14 protein-coding genes are annotated in these 21,273 nt (G+C 63.1%); 7 read left to right on the top strand and 7 right to left on the bottom strand.

Features of this window, described 5'->3' with window-relative positions:
- Window positions 1-75 precede the first annotated feature (75 nt).
- A complete protein-coding gene (locus SB822_RS04290) occupies window positions 76-360 on the bottom strand; it encodes a DUF3303 domain-containing protein (RefSeq protein ID WP_007585480.1) in 285 nt (94 codons plus the stop codon).
- 802 nt (window positions 361-1,162) lie between these two features.
- Between SB822_RS04290 and uvrA the strand changes: the two genes are divergently transcribed.
- The gene (gene uvrA / locus SB822_RS04285; protein WP_090835406.1) at window positions 1,163-7,072 is read left to right on the top strand and encodes an excinuclease ABC subunit UvrA; all 5,910 of its coding nucleotides are present in this window, start codon (window positions 1,163-1,165) and stop codon (window positions 7,070-7,072) included.
- Window positions 7,073-7,124: 52 nt separating this feature from the next.
- On the opposite strand, the gene SB822_RS04280 is transcribed toward uvrA, so the two are convergent.
- Window positions 7,125-7,439 (bottom strand): hypothetical protein, encoded by a 315-nt coding sequence (locus tag SB822_RS04280; protein WP_143055693.1) that lies wholly within the window; start codon window positions 7,437-7,439, stop codon window positions 7,125-7,127.
- Between the two features lie 57 nt (window positions 7,440-7,496).
- Here SB822_RS04280 and tehA point away from each other — a divergent pair, with 57 nt between their 5' ends.
- Window positions 7,497-8,456, top strand: coding sequence for a dicarboxylate transporter/tellurite-resistance protein TehA (gene tehA, locus SB822_RS04275; protein ID WP_090835408.1), 960 nt, complete (start codon window positions 7,497-7,499; stop codon window positions 8,454-8,456).
- Between the two features lie 115 nt (window positions 8,457-8,571).
- The gene (locus tag SB822_RS04270; RefSeq protein WP_007585483.1) at window positions 8,572-9,276 is read left to right on the top strand and encodes a glutathione binding-like protein; all 705 of its coding nucleotides are present in this window, start codon (window positions 8,572-8,574) and stop codon (window positions 9,274-9,276) included.
- 88 nt (window positions 9,277-9,364) lie between these two features.
- Here the strand turns inward: SB822_RS04270 and SB822_RS04265 are convergent, their stop codons facing one another.
- From SB822_RS04265 to SB822_RS04245, 5 genes are all read right to left on the bottom strand, one after another.
- Window positions 9,365-11,482, bottom strand: a complete 2,118-nt coding sequence (locus tag SB822_RS04265; protein ID WP_007585484.1) for a phosphocholine-specific phospholipase C — start codon at window positions 11,480-11,482, stop codon at window positions 9,365-9,367.
- Window positions 11,483-11,558: 76 nt separating this feature from the next.
- Window positions 11,559-11,897, bottom strand: coding sequence for a hypothetical protein (locus tag SB822_RS04260; RefSeq protein ID WP_086915252.1), 339 nt, complete (start codon window positions 11,895-11,897; stop codon window positions 11,559-11,561).
- Between the two features lie 465 nt (window positions 11,898-12,362).
- Complete coding sequence (locus SB822_RS04255) at window positions 12,363-13,217, bottom strand: alpha/beta fold hydrolase (protein WP_176133808.1); 855 nt, start codon at window positions 13,215-13,217, stop codon at window positions 12,363-12,365.
- Window positions 13,218-13,225: 8 nt separating this feature from the next.
- Window positions 13,226-14,824: a benzoate-CoA ligase family protein gene (locus SB822_RS04250; protein WP_090835413.1), complete on the bottom strand. Its 1,599-nt coding sequence runs from the start codon at window positions 14,822-14,824 to the stop codon at window positions 13,226-13,228.
- Window positions 14,825-14,895: 71 nt separating this feature from the next.
- Window positions 14,896-15,375 (bottom strand): DUF4863 family protein, encoded by a 480-nt coding sequence (locus tag SB822_RS04245; RefSeq protein ID WP_090835416.1) that lies wholly within the window; start codon window positions 15,373-15,375, stop codon window positions 14,896-14,898.
- Window positions 15,376-15,656: 281 nt separating this feature from the next.
- Here SB822_RS04245 and SB822_RS04240 point away from each other — a divergent pair, with 281 nt between their 5' ends.
- From SB822_RS04240 to boxA, 4 genes are all read left to right on the top strand, one after another.
- Window positions 15,657-16,619, top strand: a complete 963-nt coding sequence (locus SB822_RS04240) for a helix-turn-helix transcriptional regulator (RefSeq protein ID WP_079499929.1) — start codon at window positions 15,657-15,659, stop codon at window positions 16,617-16,619.
- Between the two features lie 134 nt (window positions 16,620-16,753).
- A complete protein-coding gene (gene boxC / locus SB822_RS04235; RefSeq protein WP_090835418.1) occupies window positions 16,754-18,436 on the top strand; it encodes a 2,3-epoxybenzoyl-CoA dihydrolase in 1,683 nt (560 codons plus the stop codon).
- Between the two features lie 116 nt (window positions 18,437-18,552).
- The gene (gene boxB, locus SB822_RS04230) at window positions 18,553-19,980 is read left to right on the top strand and encodes a benzoyl-CoA 2,3-epoxidase subunit BoxB (protein ID WP_090835419.1); all 1,428 of its coding nucleotides are present in this window, start codon (window positions 18,553-18,555) and stop codon (window positions 19,978-19,980) included.
- A gap of 40 nt (window positions 19,981-20,020) precedes the next feature.
- The gene (gene boxA / locus SB822_RS04225; RefSeq protein ID WP_086915236.1) at window positions 20,021-21,271 is read left to right on the top strand and encodes a benzoyl-CoA 2,3-epoxidase subunit BoxA; all 1,251 of its coding nucleotides are present in this window, start codon (window positions 20,021-20,023) and stop codon (window positions 21,269-21,271) included.
- The last annotated feature ends 2 nt before the right edge of the window (window positions 21,272-21,273 follow it).

Below are 21,273 nucleotides of genomic sequence, written 5' to 3'. Positions count from 1 at the left end.
AACATCGAACTGCATCGTCATCCTGATTAATCGATGTCCCGCGGGATCAACGCAATCGCCGAACGCAGCAGCACCTCACTTCTGCGCCAGAAACGCACCCAACGCGGCCCCGAGTTCCTCGTCGGTGACGGCGGGCGAAATCCTGAACGTAAAAATATCGCCCCATTGCAGCATCCACGCGGCCATCGGTGCGGTGCTGTCGGACTCGACGATCGCGCAGCCGCTCAACTCGCCGATCGAATGCCAGCGTCCAAGCATCGTGATGCCATCGGGCGGCAGGGCACCGCCCGTTTTCATGAAGCGCTCGACGGCCGATTGCTGTGCTGTTGGCAGCCCGTTCCACTGAACAATGAACTTCATTGCGCACCTCCACTTCAGTCGCGGCGATGCCGGCCAGTGGCGAGCCGTCACCGTGACGGGCGCTGCGGATCGCGGCGCTCAGGAGCCCGCACCGCATGCAGATTCATCCTACTGAATCCACAACCCGATGCCGCCACCTCGGCGTTCCAAAGAATGATAGGCACCCCGCATCGAACTTCCAGCCGCGAGTACGGAGTATTTGGGCCGTTTCTGTGCGCCTTACCGCATCCCATCCAGCAAGCGCGTCGCGCTTTAAGTTTCCGTTAAGCCTGCGCTCATACATTGCTTGAGCGTTCGGACGATGCATGAAGTGCTGCGAGGAGTCGCCCGACGCTTCGTGGTCCGCCGGGGGGCGAACCAGACGAAGACCATCGTCGATGCGCATTCGACCGCCGCAAGGTGGCAGATGGCGTGTGGTAAGCGGCCGCGCGGCCTTCGCCCGAAGGCTGTGGGGGACGGCCATTCGAACCCGGTGCTCCGCCGGGTTTTTCTTTTGCGTTGCGCGTCGGAACATGACGCGAGCGGCGGGAGCCTGCGCCAGGATTGACTCGATTCCACGCTGAACCGCACCAAGTTCGCGGCGTCACACACTGGTCATTTGGCTTATGCCGTTCGCAGCGTTATCGTCGTGCAATCGGCGTGCAAAACTGTATAAACATACAGTATAGTATTCACCTATCCGGCGCGGCGGCCTCCAGCTATCTCGGCTCCGCGCGCCGCACGAACCTCGCCGCACGAGCACGCGTGGCCGCAAACGGCCGGCCATCATGCCCCGGCCAACTCATTCAGACGGACAGGCAAATTGTCATCTAACGGAACGATCCGAATTCGTGGCGCACGCCAGCACAACCTGAAGAACGTCGACCTCGACCTTCACACGGGCGAAATGACCGTCGTGACGGGGCCGTCGGGCTCGGGCAAGTCGAGTCTCGTGTTCGACACGCTGTATGCCGAAGGGCAGCGGCGCTACGTCGAAACGTTCAGCGCGTACGCCCGGCAGTTTCTCGACCGGATGGACCGGCCGCAGGTCGACCGCGTCGACGGTGTGCCGCCCGCCATCGCCATCGATCAGACCAACCCGGTGCGGAGTTCCCGCTCGACGGTTGGCACGATGACGGAGCTGAACGACCATTTGAAGCTGCTTTACGCGCGCGCGGCGGAACTGTTCGACCGCAAGACCGCACAGGCTGTCCGGCACGATTCGCCGGAGACGATTTACGCCGAACTGGATGCCCGCACGACCACTGATGATCCGCGCATCGTCGTGACTTTTCCGGTCGAGCTACCGGAATCGACGAGCGAGGCGGAAGTCGAGCAATGGCTTTCCGCGAGTGGCTATACGCGTGTTCAGGCGCAGCGCGAAGTCGCGTCGCCCACAGGCATGCGCAAGGTGCTCGACGTCGTGGCCGACCGTTTCCGTCTGCATCAGGTCGAAAAGGCACGGGTGGTTGAGGCTATCGAGGCGTCGCTCAAACGCGGCGGCGGGCGCGTCAACGTCTACGTGCTGTCGCAGGCGCCAGAGGGCGAAGAAGCCGAGCCGCAGATCTGGCGCTTCTCCACGGGGCTGCACAATCCGGACAGCGATCTTCGCTACGCCGATCCGCAGCCCGCATTGTTCTCGTTTAATTCGGCCTATGGCGCGTGCGATACATGTCGCGGCTTCGGACGGGTGATCGGGGTCGATCTCGGCCTCGTGATTCCAGACGAGCGCAAGACGTTGCGCGGCGGCGCTATCAAGCCGATGCAGACGCCCGCATGGAAGGAGTGCCAAGACGACCTGATGCGCTACGCCGCGAAGGCCAACATTCGCCGCGATACGCGCTGGTCCGAGCTCACGGAAGCCGAGCGCGATTGGGTCATCAACGGCTCGCCGGACTGGGACGGCGAGTGGCAGAAACAGTGGTATGGCGTGAAGCGCTTCTTTGGCTATCTGGAGTCGAAAGCGTACAAGATGCATATTCGCGTGCTGCTGTCGAAGTACCGTAGCTACACGCCGTGCGAGACGTGCGGCGGCGCGCGCCTGAAGACGGAATCGCTGCTGTGGCGACTCGGTTCGAAACAGAATGCGGACGGGGTGCTGGAGCCGGCACGGCGTTTCATGCCGCGCGGAGTCGACTGGAACCGTGCGCAGCTCGAAGCATTGGCGGGGCTGACGGTGCACGACCTGATGCTGCTGCCCATCGAACGCATCCGGCGCTTCTTCGACGAGATCACGTTGCCGAGCGCGCTGCTCGACGACGCGCTAAAGCTGTTGCTCGCCGAAGTGCGCACGCGCCTCAAATATCTGTGTGACGTCGGCCTCGGCTACCTCACGCTCGATCGTCAGAGCCGTACGCTGTCGGGCGGCGAAGTGCAGCGGATCAACCTGACCACGGCACTCGGCACGTCGCTGACCAAGACGCTGTTCGTGCTCGACGAACCAAGCATCGGCCTGCATCCGCGCGACCTGAACAGAATCGTCGAAGCGATGCATCGGCTGCGCGATGCGGGCAATACGCTTGTCGTCGTCGAACACGATCCTTCCGTGATGCTCGCCGCCGATCGCCTGATCGACATGGGACCAGGGCCGGGCGAACGCGGCGGCACGATCATTTATGACGGCGCGCCGGACAAGATCCGTTCGGCGGGCACGCTGACGGGCGAGTATCTCGGCGGACGCAAGCACGTCGCAGATGCCGCGCACTGGGCACGTCGGCCTGTCGATACAAGCACGCCGCGCATCGTGCTAGAAGGCGCCCGCCAGCACAATCTGCGCGACGTGACGGTCGACATTCCGTTGCAACGTCTCGTGTGCGTGACGGGCGTATCGGGCTCCGGCAAGTCGACACTGATCCAGGATGTGCTGTATCCCGCGCTGGCGCGCCAGCTTGGCAAGGCGACAGAATCGCCGGGCGCGCACCGCAGTCTGACGGGCGTCGAGCAGATCAGCGACGCGATATTCGTCGACCAGTCGCCGATCGGTAAAACCACGCGCTCGAATCCCGCGAGCTACGTCGGCGCGTTCGACGAAATCCGCAAGCTGTTCGCGAAGGCGCCGCTCGCGCTGCAACGCGGCTATGGCGCGGGCGTGTTCAGCTTCAATTCGGGAGACGGCCGCTGCCCAACCTGCGGCGGCTCCGGCTTCGAACATATCGAAATGCAGTTCCTGAGCGACGTCTATTTGCGTTGTCCGGACTGTGACGGCAGCCGTTATCGGCCCGAAGTGCTCGAGGTGAAGATCGAGCGCGCCGGTCGCGGGCTGAGCATCGCAGACGTGCTGGAACTGACCGTGCACGAGGCGGTCACGATGTTCGCCGCGGATGGCGAAGTCCTGCGGGTGTTGCAGCCTATCGTCGATGTCGGTCTCGAATACGTGAAACTGGGCCAGCCGGTGCCGACGTTGTCGGGTGGCGAGGCGCAGCGTCTGAAGCTCGCGGGCTTCCTCGCGGAAACCGCTCAAGCGAAGACGGCGCGCGGTGCGAAGCAGGCGCCGGTGGCACGCCTCTTCATGTTCGACGAGCCGACCACCGGTCTTCACTTCGACGATATCGCCAAGCTGATGCAGGCGTTCGGCAAGCTGCTGGCGAGCGGTCATTCGTTGATCGTCATCGAGCACAATCTCGACGTGATCCGTGCGGCTGACTGGCTGATCGATCTCGGTCCCGAGGGTGGCGATGCCGGCGGCCTCGTCGTGTGCGCGGGTACGCCGGAAGACGTCAAGCAATGCCCGGGTTCGCACACAGGCGAAGCGCTCGTCCAATACGACCGCGCAATGGGGCTCGCAATCGAGCCGACGGAGGCGGCCGAAAAGGCGGAAGCCGCCGCACATGGCATGCCGCTCCAGACGGCGCTGAACGCGGCGCGCGCGCGGCGCGCGGTGGAAGGCGAAGACGTCGTGCGCATCGTCAATGCGCGCGAGCACAACCTGAAAGCGCTGGACGTCGATATTCCACATGGGAAGTTCAACGTCATCACAGGTGTCTCGGGTTCAGGCAAGTCGACGCTCGCGTTCGACATCCTGTTCCATGAGGGGCAGCGCCGGTATCTGGAATCGCTGAATGCGTATGCGCGTTCCATCGTGCAGCCCGCCGGCCGTCCCGAAGTCGATGCTGTGTATGGCATCCCGCCCACCGTTGCAATCGAGCAGCGTTTGTCGCGTGGCGGACGCAAGAGCACGGTCGCGACGACATCGGAGGTATGGCACTTTCTGCGTCTGCTGTATGTGAAGCTGGGCATCCAGCATTGCATTCACGACGGCGCGCCCGTCACGTCGCAAAGTGTCGAGTCGATCGTCGCGCAGTTGATGCGCGATCACAAAGGCGATCATGTCGGACTGCTTGCGCCGCTCGTCGTGAACCGCAAGGGCGTCTATACCGACCTCGCGAAGTGGGCGAAAGCGCGCGGCAATTCGCACTTGCGCGTCGACGGCGAGTTTGTGCCCGTCGATCCGTGGCCGAAGCTCGATCGTTTCCGCGAGCATACGATCGAATTGCCCGTCGGAGACATTGTCGTGTCGGCGGACAAGGAAGCCGAACTGCGTCGCCTGCTCGACGAAACGCTCGAAGCGGGCAAGGGCGTGATCCATCTGCTCGCGCCGCTCGACGGCCTCGAACACGCGATGACCCGCAATGGGCCGACCGCGCATGTCGGCGAAGTGAAGGTGCTGTCGGTCAAGCGCGCGTGTCCTGTGTGCGGCACCAGTTATCCCGAACTGGACCCGCGCATGTTCTCGTACAACAGCAAGCACGGGTGGTGCACGACCTGCGTCGGTACGGGTCTCGCACTGACTCGCGAACAGCGCGCCGACTATGACGACACCGTCCTCGTCGACGACAACCGCGGGCGCGAACAGACCTTGCCGTCGGACGAGCAGGAACCGGAGGGCGTCGTCGACGAGCCGTGTCCGGATTGCCACGGCACGCGTCTGAATCCGTCCGCTCGCGCCGTATCGTTCAGCGAAACGTCGATCGTCGACGTCGCGCAGTGGACCGTGTCGGATACGCGACGCTGGATCGATGAACTCGAACTGACTGGGCGTGATGCGGAAATCGCACGCGACGTGATCAGTGAAATCGGCAGCCGCCTGCAGTTCCTCGAGGAAGTGGGCCTTGGTTATCTGAGCCTCGACCGGGCAGCGCCGAGTCTGTCGGGCGGCGAAGCGCAACGCATCCGTCTGGCGGCTCAACTTGGCAGCAATCTGCAGGGCGTCTGCTACGTGCTCGACGAGCCGACTATTGGTTTGCATCCGCGCGACAACCAGATTCTGCTGAACGCGCTGCGCAAGCTCGGCGACAAGGGCAATACGCTGGTCGTCGTCGAGCATGACGAAGACACCATACGCCGCGCGGATCACATCATCGATATTGGTCCGGGCGCGGGCAAGCGCGGTGGCACGCTGGTCGCGCAGGGACGCGTCGGCGATCTGTCCGCGCAGTCGAATTCCCTGACAGGTCAGTTTCTCGCACAGCCGATTCTTCATCCGTTGCAAGCGCGGCGTCCTGTTTCGCTCACCACAAAACGCGCGCCCGCCGTGCCGGAAAGGTGGCTCACCGTGCATGGCGCAACGCTGCATAATCTGCGCGATGTGACCGTCGGCATTCCGCTCGGGCGTCTCGTCGCCGTGACGGGGGTCAGCGGATCGGGCAAGTCGACGCTCGCGCGCGATGTGCTGATGACGAATCTGCTCGATGCCGTCGGCCGGTCGGTGCTGTCGTCGCCCGCCGTGCGCCGCGCGCGCAAGGCCGCGCAAACGGAAGAGGCGCCCGCTGCGAACCGTCGTTCGAGCGTGCTCGCACGCAGCGCGTCCCGGCCGTCGCTGAACGTCGCGCATGCGTGGCAGGGCTGCGAATCGATTAGCGGCTTCGAGCCGATCGACCGCGTGCTCGAAGTCGATCAGACGCCGATCGGCAAGACACCGCGCTCGTGTCCTGCCACGTACATCGGCGTATGGGACACCATCAGACGTCTGTTCGCCGACACGCTCGAAGCGCGGGCGCGCGGCTACACGGCATCGCGCTTCTCGTTCAATACGGGCGACGGCCGTTGCCCGGCGTGTGAAGGACAAGGCGTGCGTACGATCGGCATGAGCTTCCTGCCCGACGTAAAGGTGCCGTGCGATGTGTGCCATGGTCAGCGCTTCAATCCGGAAACGCTCGCGGTGACGTGGCGCGGCAAGAATATCGGCGACGTGCTGACGATGGAAATCGACGAAGCCGTCGACTTCTTCGCGCCGATGTCGAACATCGCGCATCCGCTGCAACTGATGAAGGACGTCGGCCTTGGCTATCTGACGCTCGGCCAGCCGTCGCCGACGCTGTCGGGCGGCGAGGCGCAGCGCATCAAGCTGGTCACCGAACTGAGCAAGGTGCGCGACGACATCACACGCCGCGGACAAAAGGCGCCGCACACGCTATACGTGCTCGACGAACCGACTGTCGGCCTGCATATGGCCGACGTCGCAAAGCTGATTCGCGTGCTGCATCGGCTCGCTGACGCGGGGCACAGCGTTGTCGTGATCGAACACGATCTCGATGTGATCGCCGAAGCGGACTGGATCATCGATCTCGGACCCGAGGGTGGTGTGGGTGGCGGCTCGATCGTCGCGTCGACAGATCCCGAAGGCCTCGTGCGCGTCGCGGCGAGCCATACGGGGCGGGCGCTGGAGCCGGTGCTGGCGAGGGTAGCGGGTGACTCTGGCGAGGACGTAGTGGGCGCGCGTGTGAGCGCAGGCTGACGTAGCAAAGGCGGCGCGGCGTCGTCGTTCGTTCGACACGACGCCGCGCGCGTCAGGGCGAGGTCGTCAAGCGCTCTCGCGTAGCCCCGGCACGTTGACGCACCGCTTGCGCCTGGTCCATCGCGCTCGAAACCGAGCGCGATGGAAACACGTCTGCGACACGTTGCCACAACGATTGCCGCACAGGGCTCAGGCCATCCGGCAATAGATCAACGGGCCGACGCCGTCCCGCGGGCGGCTGACGGCTCTGCCGCCCGCGTGTCGACGCACTTCGGCCAATCGTTCTGACGGGCGCCATCCACGTATCGACGGCATACTTCGGGCAATCTCGCGCGAACGGATCGAGCGTGCGTGCACGGCTATGCATGCTCGCGATCCCACTGCGCCGCAACGCGTTTCGCACGCAGTCAGATCAACCCGCAACATGAAAAGCACCTCGATTTCCGCTTCGCTCTTCAGCATCGTGCTCGGTCTGTCCGGCCTCGGCCAGTCATGGCGGGTCGCAGCGCGAATGTGGCATGTGAGCGCCGCCGTCGGTGAAGCGATCCTGCTGCTTGCGACGCTCGTCTGGTGCGGCCTGTTGATCGCATACGTGCTGCACGCGTTGCGCAATCCCGCCGAAGTCGTCGACGAGTTCAAGCATCCCGTCGCGGGCGGCACAGCCGCGCTGCTCGGCGTGTCGACGCTGCTGATCGTGCAGGCCGTCTTCCCGTATTCCCGCGGACTCGCAGCGGCGCTCGCCGTGGCAGGCCTCGCGTGGCATCTGACTTTTGCGCTGTGGCATACGGGGATGTTGTGGCAGGGCGGGCGCGACATGCTCGACACGGCGCCCACGCTCTATCTGCCGACCGTCGCCGGCAACTTCACAGGCGCGGCGGCGCTCGCCACGATGGGCCGTCCCGAATGGGGCTGGCTGCTGTTCGGTGCAGGCATTTTTTCGTGGCTCGCAATCGAGCCATTGATCATCTACCGCTTGTGGCACGGTGCCGCGCTGCCGCCCGAGCAGCGGCCGTTGCTCGGCATCCAGTTCGCGCCGCCCGTCGTCGGCGCGGCGGCCGCGCTGGTGTTGCAGCCGGGTTCCGTCGATCACTGGATCGTGATGCTGCTCGGCTATGGCCTGTTCCAGATGCTGATTGGCTTGCGGCTCGGCGGATGGCTGACGAAGCATCCGTTCGCGCCGTCATGGTGGGCGTACACGTTCGGTGTCGCGTCGGCGACGCTCGCATGCATGAAGCTCGCGCACGCGGGCGTGCCGCCTGCCCAGACGCTGTCGGTGCCTGTGTTCGTCGGCGCGAATCTGTTCATCGGCTATCTGAGCGTGCGTACGCTGGCGCATCTGTTCGATCCATCGGAGACGCAAGCGCGGATATCGCGTATCGATTGAGCGAGACCGCACTACGTTGCGTCCGCGAGCCCTCATCCGTTCAACCGCAAGCAAAGCGCACTCAACCCGTCTATATTGGTCCCTGTTTGCCGACTCAAGCTCACAAGGACCTTTCATGCCTGACCCATCCATTTTCCCGATCGCGAAGAAGTGGCCCGCTGCGCATCCAGAGCGCATCCAGCTGTACTCGCTGCCGACGCCCAACGGCGTCAAGGTGTCGATCATGCTGGAAGAAACAGGCCTCGCGTACGAACCGCATCTGGTGCGCTTCGATACGAACGATCAGCTGTCGCCGGAATTCATGTCGCTCAATCCGAACAACAAGATTCCCGCGATCATCGATCCGAGCGGCCCGGATGGCGAGCCGCTGCCGCTCTTCGAGTCGGGCGCGATCCTGATCTATCTCGCGGACAAGACGGGGCAACTGATGTCGCAGCGCGCGTCGGTCCGCTACGAGACGATTCAATGGGTGATGTTCCAGATGGGAGGGATCGGACCGATGTTCGGTCAGGTCGGCTTCTTCCACAAATTCGCGGGCAAGGACTACGAGGACAAGCGTCCGCGCGAGCGCTACGTCAACGAATCGAAGCGGCTGCTCAGCGTGCTGAACGAGCGGCTCGCGACGCGCAAGTGGATCATGGGCGACGACTACACGATTGCCGATATCGCGACCTTCCCGTGGGTGCGCAATCTGGTCGGCTTCTATGAAGCTTCCGATCTTGTCGGCTTTGACGACTTCCCGCATGTGAAGCGCGCGCTCGACGCGTTTCTGGCGCGTCCCGCTGTCGCGCGAGGGTTGGACATTCCGAAGCGCGCGTAAGCGCAGATAGTAAAAAAGCCCGTGCCGTCTACACAACGGCACGGGCTTTCGTTTTGAGCTGCGCTAAACCGCCAAACCGGTAACTCGCTTACTGCCCGCCCAGCGCCGGATCGCTCATGCTCGGCTTGCCCGTCTCGACGTGACCCGCAAAACGGCGCGTGAACGACGCGTCGCTATCGACGGTGATCGTCAGGTCGTACCAGCCGTACACGTGACGCAAATCGAGATTCACGGTGTCGCTGTCGCCGCCGCGTACGGTGTGCGTGAGGGGCTTGCCCGAATCGTACGCATTGACGATCTTGAACTGGCAGCGCGTGTTGCCGTCGTTCTTCAGACGCAGTTGCAGATTGCCGTTCGCGACGTCGTAGCCCTCCGCGACTTCCGGGTTCGCGCGATCGTGGCTATTCCAGAAATGCTGCGCGACCTGCTTGCCGGCAAAGCGGCGCAGGAAGCCATTCGGCCCGTGCACCGTGAAATCGTACGAACCATCTGCGTTGACCGGCAACTGATCGACGAGACGCTTGCCCGCTTCCACTGTATACGTGCGCGGCGCATCGGCGCTCAGCGCTTCGAACACGAGGAAGTTCGCGCCGGCGTCGCCCGTGTTGACGAAGCGCATCGAGAGCTTGCCGCTGCTGTTGTCATTGATGCGGACGAACAGCTCATACGGCACCGCGCGCGCCGGACGCACGCCCGACTCCTGCTTCGGCACGGAGCCGACGGCGGGCGGCAACGGCTTGTAGTCCGGATGACGGTCCTGATCCTGCGGCTTGTACGATGCGGTGGACGGCAGCGTCGGGAACGCATCGTTCGGGTTCTTGAAGTTGAACGCCGACGTCAGATCGCCGCATACCGCGCGACGCCACGGCGTGATGTTCGGCTCCGACAATTTGTGGCCTTTACCAAAACGCGCTTCGATGAACTGGATCACGGACGTGTGATCGAACACCTCCGAGCACACCCAGCCGCCTTTCGACCAGGGCGACACGACGAGCATCGGCACGCGCGGTCCGAGGCCGTACGGACCGGCTGCGTATTTGCCGTTGTTGCCGCCGGGATAGATTTCGTTGGTGGTATCGACGGTCGACAGACCATTCGCACTCGACGACGGCGCAAACGGCGGCGACACGTGATCGAAGAAACCATCGTTTTCGTCGTAGTTGATGAGCAGCGCGGTCTTGCTCCACACCTCGGGGTTCGATGTCAGGATCTGCAGCACCTGATCGACATACCACGCGCCATAGTTCGCAGGCCAGTTCGGATGCTCGGAATACGCTTCTGGCGCAACGATCCACGACACCTGCGGCAACTGGTTGTTCTGAACGTCCTTGCGCAAGATGTCGAAGTACGTGTCGCCTGCCGACACGTTCGTACCCGTGCGCGCTTTTTCATACAGCGGATTGCCGGGCTGCGCGTTGCGATACTGGTTGAAGTACAGCAGCGAGTTGTCGCCGTAGTTGCCGATATACGGATTGTCCGTCCAGCCCCAAAACCCTTTCGCGTCGAGCCCAGTGCCGATGTCCTGATAGATCTTCCACGAAATGCCCGCTGTTTCCAGCACCTCAGGATACGTCGACCAGCCGTAACCCAGTTCCGAATTGTCGACGACAGGGCCGCCGCCCGAGCCGTCGTTGCCGACCCAGCCGGTCCACATGTAGTAGCGGTTCGGGTCGGTCGCGCCCATCAGCGAGCAGTGGTACGCGTCGCAGATCGTGAACGAGTCGGCCAGCTGATAGTGAAACGGGATGTCGTCGCGCGTGAGGTACGCCATCGTCGTCGTGCCCTTGTTCGGCACCCACTGGTCGTTGCGGCCGCCGTTCCATGCGCCGTGCGTCGTCGGCCAGTCGTGCGGCAGGTCTTGCAGGAACTGCAGGCCGAGATTCGGCGCCGTCGGCCGGAACGGCAGCACTTCGCCGGCGCCGCCCGCCAGCGGTTGATGCCACACCGGTTTGCCGTTCGGCAGGTTGATCGCGCGCGTGTCGCCGAAACCGCGCACGCCTCGCAGCGTGCCGAAGTAATGATCGAACGAGCGGTTTTCCTGCATCAACACGACGATGTGTTCGATATCGCGGATGCTGCCCGTCTTGTTGTTCGCGGGAATCGCGAGCGCATTGCGGATGCCGAGGGGGAGCATCGTCAATGCGGTGGCGGAGCCGGCTGCCTGGGCGGCGGCTCGCAGAAAATCACGGCGGTTTTTTGAAGTCATGTTGCCTTTGATCGTGAGGGAAGAAACGGTAAGGGACGGCATCCATGCGGGGGCATGGAGCCTGACTGGGCAGAACTCAATCGACGGTGTGAATCACGGGTGGTGCGAGAACGACGGAATCGGCTGCGCTGGCGCCGCCGGGGGCTGCGGTTTGTGCCTGCGCGGAAGGGGATTGCGGTGTTTGAAGCGTGGTGCCGGCGGCCGACGTGGATTGCGTGGGCGGGGCGTTGAATGTCGTCGCGAGGGCGGGCTGTTGCTCGCGTTGTGTCTGTTGCTGCTGATTCTGTTCTTGCGACGCCTGCATCGACGAGTCGTCACTGCATGCCGTGGCGGCGATCGATGCCGCGACGACGGCGAGCATCCAGTGCAATCGCTTGCGTTGCGGGCTATGTGCTGTTTTGTGCAGAGCGGGCATCGTCATCCTCCGGCACCATGCTTGAGAGACGCGTAACGATAGCCATCGTGTGTGTAGCTATTGTGAAGCGTGAGGCGACGAAAGAAATGCAGAGCGAGCGCGGAAGGAAGTGCAGAAAGATGCGTGTAAGGATGCGCGACGGTGCGCGTGTGCATCGATATGCAGTGGAATGCGCTGCATCCGATGCAACGCGCATTCCCTGTGACGGTTCAATGACTTGAGTGCGTTATCGGCGCGTTGTCCACAAGGTTGGTCACGGAAAATGTGGACAACCTCGCGGCGTGTCCGCGCGCAGAAGAAGCGTGCGCGCGGACGCGAGGTGGATGCAGCGTGTGCAATCTGAATTGCATCAATGACTTGAGCGGGTCTTGCCCAGGTTACCCACAGGCTTATGAACGGTTTCTGTGGAGAACTACAGTGCAATGCTTTGCTGCACTCTCAAGCCGGCTTGGTTCGCTTGCCGATTCAAGCCTGCGCAGTGGCGTCGTGCTTCTTGATGAAATCGATGATCGCATCGTTGAGCGCTTGCGGCGCATCGCGATGAGGCGAGTGCCCGCAGTTGTCGAGCTTCGCCAGTTGAGTATGTGGAGCGCGCTGCGCAATCGTGTCGATTTGCGCCATCGTGCCGTAATGATCGTCGTACCCCTGCACGGCAAGCAGCGGGCAGCGAATGCACTCGAGTTCATCGACGATGCTCCACGACCGGAACGCATCGCTTAGCCATACGTCGTTCCAGCCATAAAAGGCCGAATCGACGTCGTCGTGGTGACGCGCCAACTTGCTACGCAGATCCGACTGCTCGTAGGCCGTCTTCGCCTCGGCAATGCTCGCGACGGAAATGTCCTCGACGAAGACATGCGGCGCAACCACAACGGCGCCGGCCAGTGCATCCGGAAAAGCGGCAGCATAAAGCAGCGTGATCGATCCGCCGTCGCTGTGACCGATCACCCACATGCGTTTTCTTTCCTCAGCGCTCACATCGCGTGCATCGAGCAACGCGGGCAAGATGTCGCGCGCCTGCACCGACATGAAATCGACGGGCAATTTGACATGGTGTGGACGCGGTGTCGAACGTCCATAGCCCGGGCGCGAATACACGAGGCCGCGCATGCCGAGCCTGTCGCATACGCTCTGGGGCCAGTCCTTCCACATCGCGACGGAGCCGAGTCCCTCGTGCAGGAACACGGCCAGCGGCGCATCGGCAAGATGCGCGTTGAGCCAGCGGTATTCGATATCCAGCGCGTCGCGTTGTGCAGTCGCAGGCAACGCGACCGACGCGCTACCGGCGTCTTCGCGCAAGGTCGTAACAGGTTCGGCCATTCCGTTCATCAGCTGTTGAGCTGTTCCCGCAGTTTGAAGCGTTGAATCTTACCGGTTGCCGTCTTCGGCAGATCATCGACGAAGACGATATCGCGCGGATACTTGTGCGGCGCGAGCTTGTCCTTGACGAACGACTTGAGTTCATCCGCGAGTGCATCGCATGCATCGGCATTTCGTTTCAGCACGACGAATGCACGCGTTTTCACGAGGCCGCCGTGATCGACCCCGACGACGGCGGCTTCGAGCACGGCAGTATGTTGCACGAGGACCATTTCCACTTCGACGGGCGACACATACTGGCCGCTTACTTTCAGCATGTCGTCGCTGCGGCCTGCATATTGATAGCAGCCGTTCGGCAAGCGGCTGTACTTGTCGCCGCTGCGAATCCACTCGCCGAGGAAGGTCGCGCGCGACTTCTCGCGGTTGCTCCAGTACATCAGCGCGGCGCTCGGCCCTTTGATGAACAGATCGCCGACTTCACCGTCGGGCACGGAATGGCCCGCTTCGTCGCGTAACTCCACTTCATATCCCGGCACAGGGCGGCCCGTTGTTCCGTACTCGACTGCACCTGGGCGATTCGACAGAAAGATATGCAGCATCTCCGTCGAACCGATGCCGTCGAGAACCTCGCAGCCGAAGTGCGCGGTGAAGCGCTCGCCGATCTCGCGCGGCAACGCTTCGCCCGCCGATGCGCAGACGCGCATCGCGACCTGCTCGCGCGGCGGCAGATTTGGCGACACGAGCATGTTCGCGTACAGCGTCGGTACGCCGTAGAAGATCGTCGGCCGATGCTCGACGAGTCGCCTGAAGATGGCGTCGGGTGTCGGACGCTCGGCCATCAGCACGGCCGAAGCGCCGACCGACAGGGGAAACGTCAGTGCATTGCCGAGGCCATAGGCGAAGAACAGCTTGGCGGCGGAGAACACCACGTCGCGTTCGCTGATGCCGAGTATCGGCTTCGCATAGAGCTCTGCAGTCCAGTACAGGTTTGCATGCGTGTGCACCGTGCCTTTCGGTTTGCCGGTTGAACCGGATGAATACAACCAGAACGCAATATCGTCGCCGCTACATGCATTGGGTTTCATCGACGGCTCGGCGCCGTCGATCAACTGGCCAAGAACATACGTTGGCGGCGGATCGACCTGCACAGGCTGCGACACGATCAACAGACAGCCGTCGTGTTCCGCCTCGCTCATCGCTTTTTCGACATTCGGCAGCAGTGCGCCCGATGCGATCACGGCCCGCGCGTGGCTATGCGTGAGCATGTACAGATAGTCGGCGGACGTCAGCAGCGTGTTCGCGACCACGGGCACGACGCCCGCATAAAGCGCTCCGAGAAACGCGACGGGCAATTCGGCCGTGTCGAGCATCACGAGCAGGATGCGCTCTTCGGAATGCACGCCGAGCGAGCGCAGCGCGCCAGCGAAGCGGCGCGCGCGGTCTTCGAGTTGCGCGTAGGTGGTGACGCCGGCGTCGTCGATATAGGCGGGCTTGTCGGGCCGCACGTCGTTGAGGCGGAACAGATGCGACGCGAAGTTGAACTGCGCGGGGGGCGCTTCGACGTTCGGCGCGGGCTCCCCCGGGTGCGATTCCAGCAAGGCTTGCATGTTTCCTCCGGCGAGTTGAGGCGGAGTGCATGGGAACGGAAAAGGGGACGTGAAAGCGCGCGTGGGGCGTTTCAGGCAACGCTGGCGTCCCGCGTGAATTCGATTGCACCTTGCGGCAGCAGATACAGCACGAGCGCCTGTCCGCGCGCGACCGTCGGTCGATGCGCGCTGCCGGGACCGTACACGCACCAGCCGGCCGGATGACCGTCGAAGGTCGCGCCTTCTGTGAGCGGCATGATCAGATCGATTTCGCCGTGTGGGTGCACGTGATGCGGACCGGAAATGTCCTGCATGTCGACGACGTCGACTGAAAAGCCGTGCGTGTCGGGTGTGGGCTTGATGACGCGGCCGTAGCGGATGCCGCCGTGCTCGCGATTGCACAGCCAGCCTTCGGCGACGCCCACGCGGCATGCGTTGGCGAGCTCGTCGTAAGTGGCGCTGCCGGCGGGCCAGGTCGCGTTGAGCCACCCGGCCAGCGACGGGTCGAGCGGGCGGCCGTCCAATTGCGCGGTCACGCCTGCAATCAGACGCTGAAAATCCTGAGGGGACATGCTTGCCTCCTGTCGACCTGAACCGGCGTATCGAACGAAGCTGACGCTTTCGCGCTTGCCTGCCCGCGCCTTGCTCAGGTCTCATGCAAGATGATTTTGCTGCCGGTCGACACGCACCTTAGTTCATGTGCTCTGCCGCCGATCGTCTCCGATTTTGCCTATGCCATCCGGTGGAGGGCATTCGGCGTTGTTATTGCATCGATATGCGGCGAAAATTAACCGTTCACCTTGAGCATGTCAAGCACTATAGTACATATACCTAGTCGATGAGGCTTAGCGACATGAACCAAACTTACTCCGACGCTGCGGGGAACGCTCCGCCAAACCCCCGCGCAGACGACGAAGCGCCGAAAGCCGAGCGCGAAGAACGCGATCCGTTCCTGACCGCGATGGGCGAGCGCGTGCGCCTGCTGCGCGCGCGCCGCGGCATGACGCGCAAGACGCTGGCGTCGGAAACGGGCCTATCCGAGCGGCATCTCGCGAATCTCGAGTCGGGCGTCGGCAACGCGTCGGTGCTGGTGCTGCGGCAAATCGCGGCCACGCTGAACTGCCCGCTCGCCGAAGTGATCGGCGATGAAACCACGTCGTCCGCCGAATGGCTGCTGATCCGCGAACTGCTGCAGGGGCGAGACCAGGCGGCGCTGCAGCGCGCGCGCGTCGCGCTGTCGGAGATGTTCGCGCAGGCGCCGCGCGATCCGCATCGCAAGGACCGCATCGCGCTGATCGGGCTGCGCGGCGCGGGGAAATCGACGCTCGGCCGCATGCTGGCGCAGGAGCGCAAGGTGCCGTTCATCGAGATCACCAAGGTGATCCAGCAGATGGCGGGCTGTCCGCCGGCAGAGATCCATTCTCTGTATGGCGCGAGCGCGTACCGCCGTTACGAGCAGCGTGCGCTCGAGGCGGTGATCGGCGAGCACGAGCGCGCCGTGATCGCCTCGCCGGGCGGACTGGTGTCGGAGCCCGCCACCTTCAATGCGCTGCTCGCGCACTGCTTCACGGTGTGGCTGCAGGCCACCCCGGAAGAGCACATGCGCCGGGTCGTCGCGCAGGGCGACTTGCGGCCCATGTCGGGCAACAAGGAGGCGATGGAGGACCTCAAGCGCATCCTCGCGGGCCGCGGCGAACTCTATAACCGTGCCGACATGACCTTCGACACCAGCGAGCGCACGCTGGCCGACGCCTATCTGCAACTGCGCGACCGCCTCGCCGCGCGTCTCGCCGCAGAACTGGGCGATGAAACCTGATGCATGTGCCGAAGTCGGTCCAGAGCCGATTGAGATAGGGATAACCCGAAAACATGAAGTAAAGTGCTTTACATGGCTGTGATGGTGCACTATTGTTCTTTCAAACAATTTGCATCCGTCTCAGGAGACGCCCCATGTCCGCAGCCGTGTTCCCGGCAGAGACCGCCGCCGTACGAGTCGACTACCGCACCGATCCCTCGCAGTACAAGCACTGGAAGCTCGCGTTCAATGGTCCGGTGGCGACGCTCGGGATCGACATCGCCGAAGACGGAGGCATCCGCGACGGCTACAAGCTGAAGCTGAATTCATACGACCTGGGCGTCGATATCGAACTGCACGATGCACTCCAGCGCATCCGCTTCGAGCATCCGGAAGTGCGGACGGTCGTCCTCACGAGCCTGAAAGACCGCGTGTTCTGCTCGGGTGCAAACATCTTCATGCTCGGCCTGTCGTCGCATGCATGGAAGGTCAACTTCTGCAAATTCACGAACGAAACCCGCAACGGCGTCGAGGACTCGTCGCGTCATTCGGGCCTGAAGTTTCTTGCAGCAGTCAACGGTGCATGTGCAGGCGGCGGATACGAACTGGCACTCGCGTGCGATGAGATCTATTTGATCGACGACCGCTCGTCATCGGTGGCGCTGCCGGAAGTGCCGCTGCTCGGCGTGCTGCCGGGAACGGGCGGCCTCACGCGCGTCACCGACAAACGCAAGGTGCGGCACGATCGCGCCGACATTTTCTGCACCGTGGTCGAAGGCATCCGCGGCGCGCGCGCGAAGGAGTGGCGTCTCGTCGATGAAGTCGTGAAGCCGAACCAGTTCGAGCAGGCGATCGCTGCGCGTGCATTGGAACTCGCGCAGCAAAGCGATCGTCCAGCGGATGCGCAAGGCGTGGCGCTGACGCGCATCGAACGCACGGATCGCGACGACGGCCTCACGTATGCGACGCTCGACGTGACCATCGACCGGGCGAAACGCACGGCCACTTTCACGGCCAAAGCGCCTACGACCGAACAGCCGACAGATATCGACGCCATCGTCGCGAAGGGCGCGAGCTGGTGGCCGCTGCAGTACGCGCGCGAACTCGACGACGCGATCCTGTCGATGCGCACGAACGAGCTCGATATCGGCACGTGGATCCTTAAGACGGAAGGCGACGCACGCGCGGTGCTCGCTGTCGACGCCACGTTGCTGCAACACAAGGACCACTGGCTGGTGCGCGAAACGATCGGCCTGTTGCGCCGCACGCTCGCGCGCATCGACGTGTCGTCGCGTTCGCTGTTTGCGCTGATTGAGCCGGGTTCGTGCTTCGCGGGCACGTTCGCCGAGTTCGCGTTCGCCGCCGACCGCACCTACATGGCCGCGCTGCCTGCGAACGAAGATGAAGAGCCCGCGATCACGCTGTCGGAAGTCAACTTCGGGCTGTATCCAATGGTCACGCATCAGTCGAGGCTCGCGCGGCGCTTCTACGAAGAAACGGAGCCGCTCGATGCCGTGCGCGCGAAGATCGGTCAGCCCGTGAAGGCGGTCGAAGCGGAGCGCCTGGGTCTCGTGACGGCGTCGCCGGATGACATCGACTGGGCTGACGAAATCCGCATTGCGCTCGAAGAACGCGCGGCGATGTCGCCGGATGCGCTGACGGGCATGGAAGCGAATCTGCGTTTCAACGGCCGCGAGACGATGGAGACGCGCATCTTCGGCCGTCTGACGGCGTGGCAGAACTGGATTTTCAACCGGCCGAACGCGGTGGGCGAGAAGGGCGCGCTCAAGGTATACGGCAAGGGCAGCAAGGCGCAATTCGACGTATCGCGCGTGTAGGCCCGCATCACGCTTGCATCACATCAATCGCACCGATCCGAAGCCTCTCGCCAGCCGAATAAACGCGAACCAACGCGACCGAATGCGAACCATCGCACCGCGCTCAAGGAACCGACATGTCCACGATCAACTACACCGACAAGATCCCGAACAACGTCAACCTCGCCGACGACCGCGCCTTGCAACGCGCGCTCGAGCAATGGCAGCCGAACTTCTTGTCATGGTGGGGCGACATGGGCCCCGATGGCTCGCATGACTTCGACGTCTATCTGCGCACGGCGACCAGCGTCGATCCCGGCGGCTGGGCGCATTTCGATTATGTGAAGATGCCTGACTACCGCTGGGGCATTTTTCTCACACCCGGCGATCAGGATCGCAAGATCAACTTCGGCGAGCACAAGGGCGAAGCGGCGTGGCAGGACGTGCCGGGCGAACATCGCGCGAACTTGCGCCGCATCATCGTCACGCAAGGCGATACGGAGCCGGCTTCCGTCGAGCAGCAGCGTCACCTCGGTCTCACGGCGCCGTCGATGTACGACCTGCGCAACCTCTTTCAGGTGAACGTCGAGGAAGGCCGGCATCTGTGGGCGATGGTGTATCTGCTGCATCGTCATTTCGGCCGCGACGGGCGCGAGGAAGCGGAAGCACTGCTCGGCCGCCGCTCGGGCGACGACGACAACCCCCGCATTCTCGGCGCGTTCAACGAGAAAACGCCCGACTGGCTCGCGTTCTACATGTTCACGTACTTCACGGATCGCGACGGCAAGTTCCAGTTGAGCGCGCTCTCCGAATCCGGTTTCGATCCGCTTGCGCGCACCACGAAGTTCATGCTGACGGAAGAAGCCCATCACATGTTCGTCGGCGAATCGGGTGTGTCGCGTGTCGTGCAGCGCACCGCGCAGGTGATGAACGAACTGAAGACGGACGACGCAAGCAAGATTCGCGGAGCCGGCGTGATCGATCTGCCCACTATCCAGCGTTATCTGAACTTCCACTACTCGGTGACGATCGATCTGTTCGGCGCGGACCATTCGTCGAATGCGGCGACGTTCTATAGCTCGGGCCTCAAGGGCCGCTACGAGGAAACGAAGCGCGACGACGATCATCAACTGAACGGGCAGAGCTACAAGCTGCTCGATGTCGCGGACGGCAAGTTGATTGAGCGCGAAGTGCCGATGCTCAACGCCATGAACGAAGTGCTGCGCGACGACTACATCAAGGATTCCGTCGCGGGTGTCGGACGCTGGAACAAGGTGCTGGAGAAGGCGGGCATCGATTTTCGCCTGACTGTGCCGCACAAGGCGTTTAACCGGCAGATCGGCACCTTTGCGGGCACGCGTGTGTCGCCCGATGGCCGCGTGATCAGCGAGACGGAATGGGCAGCGAACGAAGCGAAATGGATGCCCAGTGCGGAAGATCGCGCGTACGTCGCATCGCTGATGGGGCGTGTCGTCGAGGCCGGCAAGTTTGCGAACTGGATCGCGCCGCCCGCGATGGGCATCAACCGCCAGCCCGTCGACTTCGAATACGTGCGCTTCAACTGAACGCAACTGAACGTAACGTAAGGCAAAAGGCAGAACCATCATGAACGCGCCCGTACCGGTCGAAATTCTCAAGCAGCATCTGATCGATCCGGAGATCTGCATTCGCTGCAACACATGCGAAGAGACCTGTCCGATCGATGCGATCACGCACGACGGCACGAATTACGTCGTAATGCCGGACGTGTGCAACGGCTGCATGGCGTGCGTGCCGCCGTGTCCGACGGGCGCGATCGACAACTGGCGCTCGGTGCTCAAGGCAGACGCCTACAGCATCGACGAGCAATACACATGGGATGTGTTGCCGGAGCAGGGCACGATGGCGTTGCCATCTTCAACCGAGACGCCGGCGCAAGAAAACGCCGCGAGCAGCGACATTACCAGCGAAGCGCAAGGCATCGACGTCGATACGGTGCGCGGCGCGGTGGTGCCGCCGTGGTCCGCCGCGCGTCCGTACGTGAATCTCTACACGCACAAGAATCCGACGACGGCCACGGTCGTCGGCAACTATCGGCTGACGGACGAGACGACGCAAAGCGATATCCATCACATCGTGCTCGATTTCGGCTCGATGCCGTTCCCTGTCCTCGAAGGGCAGTCGATCGGCATTCTGCCGCCGGGCAGCGCCGCCGATGGACGCGCGCATCATGCGCGCCAGTATTCGATTGCCAGTCCGCGCGACGGCGAGCGGCCCGGCTACAACAATGTCTCGCTGACCGTGAAGCGTGTCACCCAGGACTATCAGGGCGACGCGGCGAACGGCGTGTGCTCGAACTATCTGTGCGACCTGAAGAAGGGCGACGTCGTCAACGTGATAGGCCCATTCGGCAGCACATTCCTGATGCCGAACCATCCGAATTCGCATCTGCTGATGATCTGCACGGGCACGGGTTCCGCACCGATGCGCGCGATGACCGAGTATCGGCGCAGGCGCAGGCTGAAGGGCGCAACGGGCAAGCTGATGCTGTTCTTCGGCGCGCGTACGAAGGAAGAGTTGCCTTACTTCGGGCCGTTGACGAATTTGCCGAAAGACTTCATCGACACGAACCTCGCGTTTTCACGCACGCCGGGCGAGCCGAAGCGCTACGTGCAGGACGCAATGCGCGAGCGTGCCGTCGACGTCGCGCAGTTGCTGCGCGACGACAACACCTACATCTACGTGTGCGGGTTGAAAGGGATGGAAGATGGCGTGTTGCAGTCGCTGAAGGACATCGCCGACCTGCATGGCCTCGAATGGGACGCGCTGTGGCAGCGGCTCAAGCGCGAAGGGCGCCTGCATCTGGAAACATACTGAGC

The sequence above is a fragment of the Paraburkholderia sp. SIMBA_054 genome, assembly GCF_046534875.1.
Classification (GTDB): Bacteria; Pseudomonadota; Gammaproteobacteria; order Burkholderiales; family Burkholderiaceae; genus Paraburkholderia; species Paraburkholderia hospita.
This window is presented reverse-complemented; position numbering and strand designations above follow the sequence as displayed.